Source organism: Butyrivibrio sp. AE2032, from assembly GCF_000702965.1.
Genome location: NZ_JNLF01000005.1, coordinates 2,118,363 through 2,134,107, shown reverse-complemented (window position 1 = coordinate 2,134,107; position 15,745 = coordinate 2,118,363). Strand labels below are relative to the sequence as shown.

The following is a 15,745-nucleotide window of genomic DNA, read 5'->3' as shown; positions in this document are numbered from 1 at the left end:
ATGTATAATACTAATTGTGGTGTAGGAATGCCGGTGGATTCCGGGGGATTTAGGATTGACGGGTTGATCGGAAATGGCGTTATTAAAAAGTTATTCCTGTGTTAAGTGCGGCGGTGTCCTGAACTTTGATGAGGATCAGGAGGTTTTCGGCTGTCCTTTTTGCGGCGGTGAATATGCGTTCACCGATTTTCACAGAGGTGACCTGATCAAACAGGGCAAGATGAGCCTTCTGAGAGGTAATTATTCCACTGCAAAAGACAAGTTTCAGGCGATCCTCAAAAGGAATCCCAGAGACTTCGAAGCTCTGCAGGGGCTGATACTGGCTGAAGGTCAGATCCCGGCAGTAAACCGTCTTTGCCGTATAGATTATCTCGAAAACGCAAAACTGCAGGAAGCTGTTCAGGCTGCAAAGAATGCACAGGAAGCCTTGAAAGAAGAAGCTGAGTATTTCGGCCTGCTTACCAGGATGCTTGAGCTGGCTTATGATTATCACAAGAACAGCGATGAGGCAGATGAAGTAACAAAAGCACAAAATAAGCGTTTCAGAGACATGAGTTATGAACTCATGGGCATCGAAGAGGAAGAGGAAGTTGCCGTTGACAATTATTTAAAACTGATCAGATATATAGCTTTAAGAGGTCTGATAATCGTATTGGCTGCATCTGCCGTTATGGAAATCTGGTGGGTAACTGCCATCTATGTCGGCTTCTTTGCTCTTATAGGAGCCATCATAAAACTCTATTATTACACAAAGAAAAAGAAGGTCGACAGGCGTCTGAGCAGCGAGATGAAACAGCAATATGTTAAAGATGACGGTGTTGCTGTCAATCTGCAGGATATCAGGCATGACTACATGAACACTTATATCAAGCTCAAGAGGATCGTTCCCGATCCCAAAGCTTATGAAAAGCCTTTACCGACCGCGAAAAGCGATGCTCCCGCAGCAGACGATCCTTTCATAAGCATCGAAAAGAACGTCATCTGTAACAAATGCGGCGGCCAGCTGACCCTGGACAAAGAGAAAAAACTGTATGAGTGCAGATCATGCGGTGTCGCATACGGCGCCTCCCTGTTCTTCGGAGACCCCTTTGAAAAGGCTTCGGAGGCACTGAAGGCCAACGATTTTACTGAAGCCGATCAGAGGTTTTCCCATATCCTTATGATGGATCCTCATGCTTTTGACGCGCTGCTCGGAAGGATCCTTTGTGCCGGCAGATGGAGAAGCATCAATGACATAGCCTTGACTGATCACGTCATCCCGGCTGCGCGCATGAGTGAGCTTTCGGAGAGGACGGCTGAAGCCGTTGCTCACGTAAGTGAAGAGAACATCTCTTTAATGGAAGATATCAAAAAGCTTATCGAACTCTATTGTGAATACATGAGGCAGCTGCAGGTTTCAAACACCTACAACGATCGGCTTGAATATATCTCGAAGAACAGGCAGACACTTCTTGCCCATAAGAATGATAAGTATTCTCCGCTTAAAGATGAACCCGAATACGTTCAAAAGAGAAGAGAAGCGAATGCCGCAAAGCATAACGCGAAAGTGGAATTTGAGGAGCTGAAACCAAAGATCCTGCGCGCCAACGCTAACCGGTTATCCAAGGGATGATCAGATCCGGCATCGGCTACTTCAAGATCATTTTCACAATCACTCTGATAAAACTGACCTTAATGAGGCATCTCTATTATCAGCAGAACAAATCAAAATAATCGAGTATAAGATCATTCGTATTGAACCCGGCTATCTCTTCTTTCGGCCACTCATGCACGCCGTCTTCTATCTTGACTGACCAGACCTGCGTCTTGGAGGAGCGCGCTGTGATTTTTGTCAGCTCTGATTTGTCCGACAGAGCCTCCACGCTTGAAGAATCCAGGCCGTTTGCGGATGCCCAGTAATCCATTACTTCTTCTATCGCCGGATGCGGTGATTTTGCCGCGGTGCCGTTCCCGTTCTGCGGAACGGCGTCGTCTTTCGTGCCGTAGATCTCAAGGACACCGATATTCAGCTTGTCCTGCCTCTCGTTCCATACCAGCGCAGTCATCGTGCCGGCGACAGATGCCCCAGCAAGAAAAGTATCAGACCCTTCCATGGCGACCCTGTGTATCATGTACCCGCCGTTACTAAAGCCTGCCGCGAAAGCTTTCGTTTTGGACAGGCCGTATTCATCCTGAAGGTAGATAACGAGATTTATCAGGTACTCGAGGCTGTCGACCTCCCCCGGTTCTAAAAGGCCGCAGTCCCAGCCCCATCCGCCATTGCCCTTCGCCGGCTGGACATAACAGACGGCATATCCTCTCGGGCAAGCATCCTCATCCATGTGTGTCTGGAGTCTGAATCCGGAACTGTTGTTACCCTTACCCGTAAGCATGAGTATGAGCGGAGTATTTTTGTCAGTCTTCTCGGGAAGGAAGAGCATGAACTTGAATGTCTGTTCTTTGAACTTACACTCGTATGCGTTCTCATTTGTCTCCACGACATCCGTGATGAGACTCTGCGGGCGCGGTTTAGACTGCGTGCAGGAACATAAACCCAGCATAAGCGACAAAATGAGGGTAAGAGTAACCACGCGTACGGCATAGTATCCGGTCATATTGCGCGATGCCAGCCCTTTGATGACTTTCTGTGCAAAAAAACCGTTACGCTTGAAGCTGTTGTCGTTCATGCTGCTGTCCTCCATTACAGGTATCTGTATTCAAATTCTACCATAGTAATAAGTTTGCTGGTAAATAGCCACCCTGAATAAGGTCACATCCAAACGTTCTGACGCTTTAGTAACAACTCGGACCCAATGTGTTGCCAAACACTATAATTATTCCGGTTTCTTGCTTCCGCACTCCGGACAGAAGATGCCGGAATTTTTGCTCCCGCACGGGCATATCCAGAAACCATCCGGATCAACAGGCGCAGTACTTGCAGTCTTCTCCAACACTTTCTCGTATTTCATGATCTCGATTACAATGGGAATGCTTGCAGCCAAGGTCGTTTTTATCAGCATCGGAGTCGGTCCGACTTCATCGTAAATAAGCTTTATAACGGCATTTTTCTTATCCGCATCATCGCCGGCTTCGGTCAGTTCGTTTTTGTACTGCTCTCCCAGCGCTTCCGCTTTCTCTCTCCATGCGGTTGCCGCTCTGATGTCATCATCAGTAAAAGGAACCTGTCCTGCTTGAGGAATATTCATAGCTAAACCCTTTCCATTATGTATCTCAACAAAGTGACTCACATTCTTGAGACAATATATTTAACCTGTTACCCGCTTATTTCCGGAAGCGTATAGACAAAGCGCATGACTTCACCCAGTTCGGTAATCCTGCATAGCCTCCAGTCATTCTCCCCGTCAACGTTCTCGAAAACTACAAAAGCGTCAACAGAAGTTTTATCCTGACAGTTCTTAAGATCTTCCAGGACTTCGTCAAAGCTGTCATGGGGCTGCTGATAGACCTGCTGCCAATCCACCATCTCATATTTCACGTCCAGAGTTGCGCGGTTGCTTTCGAGCCGCACCGCCGTGACGTCAAACTTGATGTTGATCGTGGAAGCAATATATTCAGCACAGGACACGAACCCTTCTCCGGCGGTATCGCCATAGTATGATGTGTCGAAAACCTCCTCTATGGCCGTGTAGTCGTTATCTGCCTCTGTCCAGTCCGTCTGATCTCTGGCGGTTTCATAATCCAGTTCATTAAGTGCTTTGTTGAATTCTGTAAGCCTGCCATGCATTACGCCCATGCTCTTGCGGACTCCAAACGCATCACAGCCAGCAAAGCCTGCGACCATTACGACACTCAGCACCACTGCCGCAGCTCTTTTAAAAACGTCTTCAAAAATCTTTTTCATTGACTTATCTCCATATCAGGCAGATATATTCCAAAACTAATACAACTCGAAAGGAATACCGTGTTCCTCTTTCTCCTCTTTTTCATCGTCTTTCCTGTTCGTCTCGCGGCGGACAAGAAAATCATCGACCTTCAGCTTCGTTCCGCGTGACGTATCAAGATAGGAATCCATTCCCGGCGCCTTGTCGAAATCATTCACCGTATCAACGGACTTATGGATCCTGGAAGATGCACGGTACCCGATCTTGCGCAGCACAGCCAGCACAACCGCAAAAGCAATGAGCAGCACCTCTATAAAGCAAAGAGCCAGGAGCAAAACAACAAAGAACAAACTGGTATTACCCGAGACAGTTATCAGGAACATACAGACAGGCAATATGACTGACACAGCCAACGGGATCCATCTCCAGTTGCTTCTTGAGAAGCTTACGACTCTGTCCATAACATCAATAGCTTCGTTCGTGGGTGCCTGACCGCTCGCTTCACCCGTCTGACCGTTAACCGCAAACTGATAGATCCTGTCACCAAACTCAACTGTCATGAACCATACGGGGAGCAGACAGTACTTGATGCTGAGCTCGCTCATCCAGGTAAAGTTCTTTTCGGGACTGGGCTCATATTCATCATATTTTGCAGCTATGGTGTCCGTCGCATCCAGTGAGATCCTGTCCATTCTCTTAATGAATCTGTCCATCATCTCAGTCGGACGCTGGTCGTATTTGTCAGCATAGAAACCCTGCAGGTATCTGTTATCGAACTTTACCATCTCGCTGTAATCGAATGGTTCGATAGCTTCCATCAGTTTGTTTGCTATCTTGAGAGAAGCATCAAACGGTACACCTTTTACGTAGTATTTGGCATCTGTCTTGACTGAGAATACTGCAACTCTTTCTGTGTCGATGTATTTCTTACCTGTACCGTACATATCAGTGTTAACGGCACAGTCCAGGATCCAGAACGGCACATAGACAGGCACCATCTTGGTAAGACGGCTCTTCGTCTTGAAGCCTCTCGGCGTCATCTTTCTTGTCTTTAGCCACTGCCTCATGTTATTCTCGGCAGTCTGCTTGTCGATCTTGAACGGTACGATATAATCCGGCTTGAATTCTCTTGTCATTCTTCTCGTGATCAGCGCCGGAGAACCGCAGAAAGCGCACATCGTCGACATCATGTTCTCGTCAGCGATCATTGTGGCGCCGCAGCTGTTGCACACTATTTCATGACGCTTTTTGTCGTCCTCGGAGATCTCATTGTCACCGGTATAATCGTGTTCTATGCTGTACCCCAGCGAACCCATTTTCTCAAGTGTCGTCGGCTTGTAGATGTTACCGCAGTTACGGCACACCATTCCCTGCACTTCAGGCTGATAAAAAATGTTCGATGCGCAGGACGGGCACTTTGCAGATTCAGCTAACAGTTGCTCCTCGCTGCTCTTGGCGGTATTCCGTCCAAACGGATCCGGATTGTCAGAATTAAACGGTCTCGCCTTCCACATGTATTTCACCCCTTATTCCCATAGAGATGCACATATTATAACACGGTTGCACGGGCACCATATTCAGGTCTGTCCCGTCTGTCCGTACGCGCTGCATAGATGTCGATATAGGTGTTTCCTCCGGTCAGATCAGTTATCAGGAAATGCTAAGCAGCGATTCGGCGAGCAGGACAGTCTCTTCCTGACTTCTGTTCTCGTCCCTATAGATTACTTTAAAGCCGGAATTTTCAAGTTCGTCGTAGCTTTCCTTCGACATGATCCTCGTGAGTATCTCGCGGTAATTATCAAGTGCCGCCTGAGGGTCAGGTTCTTCCAGCATAAGCTGATATAAAAACTGTTTTTCGGGATCGGGCCGGTCAAAGAAACGGTGGACGCCTATTTCCGGATCAGCCAGCATCACCAGTACATGTTCCATATCTGAGATCTTATGAAGGGTATCAATGCAGATGTTCGTGTCAACGAATATCTTCTTATCCTGCACTTCAGGCTTTTGAAGCAGTTCCTCCAGGATCTGAAGTTCCACGGTCTCACATTCCTTCTTGACATTGTTTACCCAGGTCACATACTCATCAGGTGTTCTGCGGATAAACTCGTGCCAGTCCTCAAGGTCACGGGTATAAGTTAGACTCGGAAACTCTTTGCTGTCGAGCTCAGGGAGCTTTTCGTCATGATAGTTTTCCTCGAGCGCTATCCCATTATGTTTTTTAGCCAGATTCTTTACGATAGTCGATTTACCCGCATAGGATGTTCCTATGACAAAATAAACGTTACTAAGATCCATTATTATCTCCCAATAATTCTTTCAGCGTTTTCATGATAGCCGGAATATCATATGGTTTTGCCAGATGTCCGTTCATGCCGGCTTCCATGGCAAACTGACGGTCCTCATCAAAAGCATTCGCTGTGACTGCAACGATCGGAATACCGGCTTTCTCTTTGTCATCCAGCGCACGGATACGGCGTGCAGCCTCATAACCGTCCATTTCGGGCATTTGGATATCCATAAGGATAATATCATAGTAACCCGCGGGTTCTGATATCATCTTCTCCACTGCCTCTGTTCCGTCATTGGCGATGTCGACTGTAAGTCCGACATTCTTCAGGATGTTTTCCGCGAGGATCTGGTTCAGCTGGTTGTCTTCAGCCAGCATGACACGCTTCCCTGAGAAATCGGGCAAAGGCTCCGTTTCTTTCTTTTCTTCCGGCTTATTGTCGTGAACTGCCATAAACGGCTGCTCCATAACCTTTCTCAATTCAGACATGAACAGCGGTTTTGAACAGAATGCCGTTACACCGGCTTCCCTTGCCTCGGTTTCTATGTCTGCCCAGTCGTATGCTGTCAGGATGATGATCGGCACGCTGTCGCCTATCACCTTCCTGATCCTTCGAACCGTTTCTATGCCGTTCAGATCAGGCATCTGCCAGTCGATGATATAGACCTTGAATTCGTCCGCATTATCCATCGCATCCTTCGCACGTATAACGGCCTCTTTACCATAGTTCGTCCAGTCAGGCCTCATTCCGATCTCGCGCAGCATGGAGCAGACGGAAAGGCAGGTATCGGTATCGTCATCAGCTACGAGAGCGCGAAGTCCCTGCAGTTCCTCAAGGGGCTCAAACTTTGCGGATACGCTGCTGATCTTACACGGCAGTTCGACTACAAACTCGCTTCCCTTACCCTCAACGGAATTCACCGTGATCACGCCGCCCATCATATCCACGATATTCTTCGCGATCGCCATACCCAGTCCCGTACCCTGTATGCCGCTGACAGTACTGGTCTTTTCACGTGAAAACGCTTCGAAGATCGTCTTTTGGAATTCTTCGCTCATGCCGATACCGTTATCTTTTATGCGGAATTCAAAATCGGCAATGTTATCGGCAGGCGACGGTTTCTCTATAACACGGAAACTTATCGTACCTCCCGCAGGCGTAAACTTAATGGCATTGGACAGGATATTCAGCAGCACCTGATTCAGTCTGAGTTTATCCGCAATGATATCCTCGTGCTTCACGTCCTGCGTATCAATAAACAATTCCAGCTGCTTTGATGCGATATTCGACTGGATAATGGTCCGCAGATCGTGGATGACGTCCGGCAGATGAACCTCTGTTTCTTCGATGGTAACCTTGCCGCTTTCAATGCGGCTCATGTCCAGTACATCGTTGATAAGCGACAAAAGGTGCTGGCTGGACACCGAGATCTTACCCAGATAATCCTGCACCTGCTCCTTATTATCGATGTGTGATGCCGCCAGTGCCGTGAAGCCGACGATGGCATTCATCGGAGTGCGGATATCATGGGACATGTTATTCAGGAATGCGGTTTTCGCGCGGTTGGCATGTTCCGCTGATATCAGCGCGTCAGACAAAGCCTTCTGGCTTTCGGCAAGTTCATTGTTCTTAGCCTCGAGATCCTTACGGGCTCTTTCCTTTTCCTCAACTTCGCTTTTCTTGCGCCTTACGTCACGCACCAGCAGGAATACGATCACGGCGGCGATTATGAGAATGGCCGTACCGACCAGAGCCATATGATCACGCAGTGCATCGATAAAACTGTAGGAATATAGTCCGCCCGTATACCGGTAGGATATGCTCGGCGCATAATCCTCTCCGAGAACATTTACTCCGCGGTTGAGGAGCTTTAACAATCCTTCATTACCGATCTTAACGCCAAAGCATCTGGCATCGTTGAAACTTGTCTGGTAGAGAGAAAGGCCATCGTATTTTTTGTTGCGGAGAATATCGTTCGCCCTCAGTCCGTTCAGCGTGACACAGTCTGCTTTGCCTGCAAGTACCGCAGCAAGGCAGTCCTCGCTCGACTGATAGAATGTGATCTCGGCATCGGGATAATTCGTCATCACAAAGTAATACTGCATCCGGTTATTCTGATTGACGGCAAAATGCTCCGTCGTCTTTTCACTGAATTCACCTTTATAGACCAGTTCCGCAGGAGATGAGGATACGGGATTTGACAGATAGATACCGTTTTCTTCCGAATAGTACAATCCGCCTCCGACGGGGAAAGCCACATCGACCTCTTCCGAACATACTGCGGCGATCATGTCATCGTAGCTCTTGTATCCTCTGTACGTAACCGTATATTCCTGCATTCCCAGTGCGTTCATGATGTTGGGAACGATATCTTTGACGATACCCGTCACCTCACCGTTTTTATCCGTATCACTGTAGGGCAGATAGTTTTCGAGATAACCTACACGGAGCGAGGTGTGTTCATTCATCCATTCCCGCTCAGCCTGGGAAAAAGCCCTTGCCGTAACACTGACGGAATAGTATTTCGCACGCAGTGAATTAAGATAATTGGGTTCTTCCGCGGCCAGCAGTGTCTGCGCGGTATTCAATTCAGCCAAAAGATCCGGGCGGTTGATATTTACGCACAAGTAATAATCCGAAGTTCCGAAAACGGTCAGCACCTCAGAATGCTCCCTGCCGTGGGCACCGTCGCTTTCTGCAGCAAGTACATCGACTTCACGCGAATCGAAAGCGTCGAACAGCTGGGTATAATCAGAATAAGTCACCACCTCGGCAGTAACATGATTGTCTTCGAGATACTTTTCCAGAACCCCGACCATCGCGCTGTCCAAAACGCCGATCCGGCGTCCGTTCAAAGTGGCGGGATCAGCCGTGATGTCCGCACCTTCATCGTACTTGACGAGGTAGTAGGATTCGTTGCCCATTACGGCATTCGGATAGCCAATTATCGAAGCCCTGTCTTCTCTCCAGGCAAGACCCGCAAGCAGATCGATCTCGCCGTCGAGGAGCATCTGATAGAGCTCACCGAACTCGCCGTATACGTATTCATATTCCCAACCGGTATATTCCGAGAGCTTACGGTAGTATTCATAGGCGTAGCCGTTCTTGACCTCACCGTCCTGCGCGCCCTCCTGGAAGACTTCATTCTCGTAATAACCTACCCGGACAACTTCCGATCCGTCATCAGCAAAGGCGGCAAAGGGAAGGCTGACGGTCACTAAAATGACCGCAAAGGCAAGAACGAAAAACCTGCACAAAGGTGTCCTGCAATGCTTGTCCGAAATAAACCCCATTGAATATCTCCGTGTCTTCTGAAAGTGCTGAGGGCCGATACAGTCAATTATCTTTCTATTATATCAAATATATTTATCGGGCGGAGCCTTGGGGATAGTGCAGTTCTTTATTCATCAGGTGTCCGGAACTGCCGTGATCAGAACATTTCGGCTCTGATAATCTCCAGCACGCGCTTTTCCCTGCCGATCATCACTTCATTGAAAAAGACTTCGCTCGTATATCTGCCATTGACTTCTATCGCCTCGTCAATATCGGCATATACGAGCATAAAGCCATCTTCTTTCTCATATTCATCGAGGTTCTGGCTGCCCGGGACGTCTTCCGTTTCACACAGATAGTAATAGTTCTCCTGCTCGAAAACGGTATCCTCATCCCTGTCGCTCTTCTGTCTTCTGAGAACGCTCCCGTATTCGGTTATGCTTCCGGGAATGACATTAAGGCCGACCTCTTCCTTTACTTCACGGATCAGAGCCTGTCTTTTATCTTCGTCATCATGGATCCCGCCGCCCGGGAATTTATAGTATTTTTCATTGGCTGCATAGACCAGGGCGAGCTTACCGCCTTTAATGATTATTGCCCTTGCTGACGGCCTTCTGAAGACTTTGGAACAGCCTTCGTAATCTTTCAGATCAACTTCAAATAAACGTCTCATACTCCCCTGCTCTCATTAAACGGCACCGAAGTCCGTCAAACCACGTGAAGTATTATAACATGGCAAAAAAGCCAACACTTAAATCAATTCATTCGTAAAAGCAGAATCTGTTTTCCGCATCCGCTTTCGCTCTGTACATGGCGATATCGGCTTTTTTGAAGATCTCGGAATAGTTCTTCTCAATGCCGTTATAGATCGCAATGCCGATACTGACACTGACTTTCCGGTCCTTATCCGGAAATGAAATCTTCTCATATGCTTCCCTGACAATGGACTCCGCAGCTTTGGCCGCAGCTTCAGGATCATCGGAATCCTTGATGAAAACGATGAACTCATCGCCGCCAAAGCGTCCGGCAATCTCACCTTTGGAGAACATTGCACCAAGCAATTTGCCCAGTTCTTCGATAACCTTATCTCCGACATCGTGTCCCAAAGTATCGTTTATTGACTTGAAATGATCGACATCCATGAGGAACATGATGCCCTTGTTCTTCGTTCCGTCCTCAAGAAAAGCATTGATCTCTCTTGTCAGGGCTCCCTTGTTCATCAGACCTGTCAGCTCGTCGGTGTCCTTCTGGATATTGATCTTTCTTGTCAGGACAAACTCCTTGATGCGGATCGAATTTGCAATGATGTTCAGGATTATTCCGACAACGGTGAATATGACGACATTAATCATATCCATCTCCCATATCTCATAGGGCTTTACTTTATACATCCAGATGAGGAATACCGCCGATGCGGCAGAAAGTTCGAAAGTCATGAAAAACGGCTTGTCTATCATGAACATCGGCGCGATCAGGAGTAGCACGATAAATGTAGTGGCAGGGATCTCGGGCTTATTCTGAGTGATAAGGCAGGCGAAAACAAACATCAGGGAGATCGACAGATAGATTATCAGCTGAGCCAAAAGAGAGTCTTTCTTCAGGATAAGGAAAAGACAGCAGGCAAATACGGAATAAGCAAGACCAAACAGATAGAATGTTTTGTTTGACTCCAGAAGAGCATTTACGAGAGAACTCAGGTAAAGGAAAGCAAAGGCTGCAACCATGACAAAATGGAGTATGCGCCATACAAAATAGTTTGAGATATATGCATCCTTTTTTACGGCTTCGTACTCTTCTTTTTCGATGCCGCTGTAAAAGAAATAATTGCGCAAGATCCTTAATGCTCTCATCCGTGTACCTCTATGCTAAAACCCTGTCGGGGCGGTATTTTCGGGATAGCATTATACACTACCGTCTACGGCTCATGTGACAATTTTATTTGCTGTTTACAGTGAAAATGCGCCTGATCAAGGAAATTCCAGAGTGATCACAAAAGTGCCGCCGTCCACGGAAGCGGACACGTCTATTCCGAGGATGTCCGCAAACTGCTTTACGATCGCAAGCCCCAGTCCTGTGCTGCCTGAGGTTCTGGAAGTATCCGTGGTCCAGAACTCGTCAAAGACTTTGGAAGTGTCGATCAGTTCGCCTTCCGGAATATCATTGCGGAAGATGAGTCTGGAGCCCTCACGGACTATGTGAAGGTCTCCGGTCCCGTGCTTGAGGGCATTTGATATCAGATTATCTATTATGCGGGAGAGCATCATGCGGTTGCTCATAACTTCATAGCGTGGTCCGCCGAGCTCCGGCTCTATATGGCGGCCCCTTGATTCGTAGGCATCGTAAAGGCCTGACACGGATTCCTCAACGACTGCGACAAGGTTCAACGGTTCCATGACCGGAGTCTTGTCCTCTGATACGATGCGGGAAAACTCAAAGAACGAATCTATGAGTTCCTGGAGCCTTGCGAGGCGCTCGGCTATGATCTTAAGCTCTCTCTCCTCCTCTTCCGGTGACAGACCGCCTGAGCGGATGATCTCGAGGTAACCGACCGCTGATGTCAGCGGGGTGCGGAGATCGTGAGAGATATTGGTCATCATGTTATCAAGTTCGTGCCTCTTGCGGCGGTATTTCCTGCTCTCTTCACGGAGGCCGGTAAGAAGAAGATTGATCTCGCTTATGAGTTTATCAGCTTCTTTCGAGCCGCCCGACGAATGAACGGTCCGATCTCCGGGATTCTCGCGGAGTTCCTTAAGCGTTCTTGTGATATTGTTAAGTTCGCGCTTCTGAAGTATCAGCAGCACGGAAAGCACAACACATATTACCGCCAGGATGACCACGACATATATCATTTGATCTCTCTTTTTCTGAAGAACAGATAACCTCCCGTCAAGGATACTGCTGTTAAGATAACACATATCAGGATGCTGGTGATGAGATACTTAACATATTCCTCATCATTCGTACAGGTCACACCGCTGTACATGGAACTAAGGAAGTACGTGATAAGGCGTACGAACTTCGTATCGCCTCCTCCCAGCATGAAAGACAGACTGACAAAAAGATTGCTCGCAAAAAGTGCCGTGCATATCGTTGCAAGACAGAACGGGAGACTCTTCCTGATCAGGAAAGCCACACAGTGGACCAGAGAAACAAATGCCGTAAGAGGGATAAGCGTCAGAAAGGTATATAGTATCAGCGTCCCGAACGGGATTGCTCTTACCGCACCGTTTATGATGATATTGCTGATCCATACGGAAAGATTTACCGCTATGAGCATTACAAATGACAGCATCATGATGGCCGCATATTTGGCGAAGAAATAAGTCTTTCTGTTTACCGGTGATGACAATGTGTTCTTGATCGAATGGATCGAGAAATCGCGTGTGACAAGAAGCACCTCGAGAATAATTATCATCTCGAAAAGCGGAATATAGGCTCCGCCTATTATGTTGATGTCGGTCTTATAACCGTCGAGGGAGAATACGATCTCACGGTACTGCGCAGTGGTCAGTTCATACGCATACTCCACGCCGTAATCGGGAAGGCGCGATTCAACATATTCATCGAGATAGACACCCTGGTCGTACATCGAAAGACCGCCCATGCCGGACAGTGTATAAGTACTCGGGATCGTGAAGACGATAAGTACGACGATAATAACGGCGATCCAGAGTTTATCTTTTGAGATCCTGAAAAGATCGGCTTTTATCAGATTCAGCATTACGATTTACCTCCCGCTCTCCGGACGGTCGCCGACGATCATCCTGAAATAATCCTCGAGCGAAACGCCCTTGCTCTCGACACTTAAGATCTGCATGCCTTCTTTTTCCAGGGCAGCGCGCAGTTCTTCCTCCTGTGCGGGATCGTATATCTTTATGGTCCTGCTATCCGTTATCTTATATTCTTTTATTCCGAGATATCTCTCGAGAATGGTCGATGCCTTTGACGTGTCATCACAGGTAATGTTCAGGCTGACACGGCATTCATCGTCGAGTTCCTCCTTGGACAAAGACTTAACGATGCGACCGCTGTCGATGAAGATAAATCTCGTGGCCAGACTGTCGAGTTCAGGAAGGATATGGCTTGAGATCACTATAGTGATGCCTGCCTCCTTATTCAGTTTTCTGAACAACTCGCGCATGTCGGCAATTCCGATCGGGTCAAGGCCGTTTATCGGTTCGTCGAGGATCAGAAGTTCCGGCTCGTCCAGAATGGCCAATGCTATCCCGAGCCTCTGCTTCATGCCAAGGGAGAAATTGCGGTATTTCTTTTTGCCGGTATCGGTGAGGCCAACGCACTCAAGGGCTTTTCCTATCTTGGTAAGATCGGTTATGCCCTTTAAGATGCAGTAATATTTCAGATTGTCATATGCGGAAAGATTGCCGAAAAAAGCCGGCGAATCGATGATGCATCCAATCCTCGTCCGTTCCTCTTTTACATCGGCTTTTCCGAAAAGTTCGAACGTTCCGTTATCCACACAGGTAAGTCCCGTAATGACCTTCATCAGGGTGGTCTTGCCTGCTCCGTTCTTTCCTATCAGGCCGCAGATCTCGCCGCGGTTCACCGTAAGATCGATCCCGTCAAGTGCCTTCTGCTTGCCGTAGCACTTGGTCAGACCGCTTGTCTTAAGTATCGTCTCTTTCATAGATCCTCCGCTTTTGCCGGTTTTATGATCTTATCCTAACCGATAAGTCTTACACGGAAATTAACGGCAACCTTACATTTACCTTAACGGCCGGACTTCATCCTGTAGCCGACTCCTCTTACGGTCTCGATATATTCAGTCTCCGGATCGATATCCTTAAGTTTCTTCCTGATCCTGCTCATGTGCACGTTAAGGGTGTTCTCGTCCGCTTCCGCCGCATAATCCCACACTCTTTCAAAAAGCGTGCTCTTCGTAACGATCCTCCCGCAGTTTTCAGCAAGGATGAGAACGATATCGTATTCGTATTTCGAGAAAGGGATCACCACGCCGTTCAGGCTGACGGTATGCTCGTCCGTCTTTATGACAAGCCCTCCGACGCTTATCTCGGATACCACCGGTCTGTGTTCCTTGAACCTGGCGTTGATCCTGGCAAGCAACTCCTCATTATGGAAGGGTTTGGTGATATAGTCATCCGCGCCTTTGCCGAACATGTCGACTTTGGAACTGATGTCACTTACCGCACTCATGACTATCACGGGAACGTCATTCTTCTTCCTGAGATCTTCGATGATATCCCTGCCGCTTTTCCCCGGGAGCATCAGATCGAGAAGGATCAGGTCAACATTTTTGCCGTGCACCAGAAGGCCCTCGGTTCCCGAATAGGCACTCAAAACACTGAATCCGTTCCTGGTAAGGAATATCTTCAGCATGTCCTGTATCACGGAATCATCCTCGATGATAAGAATAGTCTTCATGAATGCTCCTTTTCGACTTCGACGGTATCGCCGACGGAGTTGGTAACAGTGACGGTCTCGAGTATGTCCTCCCAGTCATCGGGGAGCTTGTTGGTCTTGTTTACAAGAACAAAATAATCGAGGCCGGGTTTCGGTGCCTCATACTGCACCGTGGCCTCGGTATAAGCTTCCGGATGGCTCATTACCGGCTCCGTGGTCTCAGAGGTGGTGCAAGCCGTGAAAGCAAAAAGCATCAATCCCGTTAATGCCAGACAGACAGTCTTCTTTATATCTTTCTTCATATTCTTTCTCCGGTAACGCATCTGTATGATCATTCTTTCAGATTACCCTTCCGTATGTTCTCACGGATGATCTGATCCGTAATCTCGTATATCTTTTCGGAACCGAGCCTGGTCTTGGACTGGCGGCCGTAGACCTGTGCCGACGACACGCCGTGCTCCTTCCAGTCTCCCCCGTTATTGCTGTTGTTCAGGATTAGAGGCTGGAAATTGTCCATGGCATGGGCATATTTTGATTCAGGTGTGCTGTATTCCTCGAATTCATCAAACAGACTGATAAGTTCTGCCTTCTGATCTTCGGGAAGCAGAGAGAATATCCTCTCCTTGGCAAGATCCTCACGCTCCTTCTGCGTCGCAAGACCTTCACTGTCGTAGGCATACGTGTCCCCTGCATCTATCTCAACGATATCGTGGATGAGGCACATCAGCATGACCTTTGTGATGTCGACTTCCTCGTTGGCATACTCGCGGAGCAGGTATGCCATTATGGCCATATGCCATGCATGCTCGGCGTCTGTCTCGTTCCTGCCGTGTCCGGACAGATGTGTCTGGCGGGTTATGTTTTTTTCTTTGTCTATCTCAAGCGAAAAAGCTATCTGCTTCGAAAGTCTCTCGTCCATTTTCATTGCTCCCTGGTTCCGCGCATATGACAACATGTCTTACTGCCTGAAATCTTATTCGATTA

Annotated in this window: 15 protein-coding genes; 1 reads left to right on the top strand and 14 read right to left on the bottom strand. The window is 47.9% G+C overall.

Translation table 11 applies throughout. The features are described from left to right. Positions 1–73: 73 nt before the first annotated feature. Positions 74–1,612 (top strand): tetratricopeptide repeat protein, encoded by a 1,539-nt coding sequence (locus BO18_RS27075; protein ID WP_034450977.1) that lies wholly within the window; start codon positions 74–76, stop codon positions 1,610–1,612. 79 nt (positions 1,613–1,691) lie between these two features. On the opposite strand, the gene BO18_RS27070 is transcribed toward BO18_RS27075, so the two are convergent. From BO18_RS27070 to BO18_RS27005, 14 genes are all read right to left on the bottom strand, one after another. Beyond that, a complete protein-coding gene (locus tag BO18_RS27070; protein WP_034450976.1) occupies positions 1,692–2,666 on the bottom strand; it encodes an alpha/beta hydrolase family esterase in 975 nt (324 codons plus the stop codon). 147 nt (positions 2,667–2,813) lie between these two features. Next, the gene (locus tag BO18_RS27065) at positions 2,814–3,185 is read right to left on the bottom strand and encodes a hypothetical protein (RefSeq protein WP_034450974.1); all 372 of its coding nucleotides are present in this window, start codon (positions 3,183–3,185) and stop codon (positions 2,814–2,816) included. 68 nt (positions 3,186–3,253) lie between these two features. Beyond that, positions 3,254–3,841, bottom strand: a complete 588-nt coding sequence (locus BO18_RS27060) for a hypothetical protein (protein ID WP_034450972.1) — start codon at positions 3,839–3,841, stop codon at positions 3,254–3,256. A 36-nt stretch (positions 3,842–3,877) separates the two neighbouring features. Beyond that, entirely contained in the window at positions 3,878–5,335 is a 1,458-nt protein-coding gene (locus BO18_RS27055; RefSeq protein WP_034450970.1) for a hypothetical protein, read from the bottom strand. Between the two features lie 136 nt (positions 5,336–5,471). After that, on the bottom strand, positions 5,472–6,116 hold the full coding sequence (locus BO18_RS27050) for a hypothetical protein (RefSeq protein WP_051689215.1): 645 nt from the start codon (positions 6,114–6,116) through the stop codon (positions 5,472–5,474). Then, the gene (locus tag BO18_RS27045; RefSeq protein WP_051689214.1) at positions 6,106–9,402 is read right to left on the bottom strand and encodes a response regulator; all 3,297 of its coding nucleotides are present in this window, start codon (positions 9,400–9,402) and stop codon (positions 6,106–6,108) included. Before BO18_RS27045 ends, BO18_RS27050 begins: the two co-directional genes overlap by 11 nt. 137 nt (positions 9,403–9,539) lie before the next feature. Beyond that, positions 9,540–10,055 (bottom strand): NUDIX domain-containing protein, encoded by a 516-nt coding sequence (locus tag BO18_RS27040; protein WP_034450969.1) that lies wholly within the window; start codon positions 10,053–10,055, stop codon positions 9,540–9,542. A gap of 88 nt (positions 10,056–10,143) precedes the next feature. Next, positions 10,144–11,232 (bottom strand): GGDEF domain-containing protein, encoded by a 1,089-nt coding sequence (locus tag BO18_RS27035; RefSeq protein WP_034450968.1) that lies wholly within the window; start codon positions 11,230–11,232, stop codon positions 10,144–10,146. A gap of 117 nt (positions 11,233–11,349) precedes the next feature. Next, the gene (locus BO18_RS27030) at positions 11,350–12,231 is read right to left on the bottom strand and encodes a sensor histidine kinase (protein ID WP_034450967.1); all 882 of its coding nucleotides are present in this window, start codon (positions 12,229–12,231) and stop codon (positions 11,350–11,352) included. After that, a complete protein-coding gene (locus BO18_RS27025) occupies positions 12,228–13,103 on the bottom strand; it encodes an ABC transporter permease subunit (RefSeq protein WP_034450966.1) in 876 nt (291 codons plus the stop codon). Before BO18_RS27025 ends, BO18_RS27030 begins: the two co-directional genes overlap by 4 nt. A 6-nt stretch (positions 13,104–13,109) precedes the next feature. Continuing rightward, the gene (locus tag BO18_RS27020) at positions 13,110–14,027 is read right to left on the bottom strand and encodes an ATP-binding cassette domain-containing protein (protein ID WP_034450965.1); all 918 of its coding nucleotides are present in this window, start codon (positions 14,025–14,027) and stop codon (positions 13,110–13,112) included. An 83-nt stretch (positions 14,028–14,110) separates the two neighbouring features. Next, positions 14,111–14,782 (bottom strand): response regulator transcription factor, encoded by a 672-nt coding sequence (locus BO18_RS27015; protein ID WP_034450963.1) that lies wholly within the window; start codon positions 14,780–14,782, stop codon positions 14,111–14,113. Continuing rightward, complete coding sequence (locus tag BO18_RS27010; RefSeq protein WP_034450961.1) at positions 14,779–15,063, bottom strand: hypothetical protein; 285 nt, start codon at positions 15,061–15,063, stop codon at positions 14,779–14,781. The genes BO18_RS27015 and BO18_RS27010 overlap by 4 nt, the downstream gene beginning before the upstream one ends. Before the next feature lie 29 nt (positions 15,064–15,092). After that, positions 15,093–15,680 (bottom strand): HD domain-containing protein, encoded by a 588-nt coding sequence (locus tag BO18_RS27005; protein ID WP_034450960.1) that lies wholly within the window; start codon positions 15,678–15,680, stop codon positions 15,093–15,095. Positions 15,681–15,745: the final 65 nt, after the last annotated feature.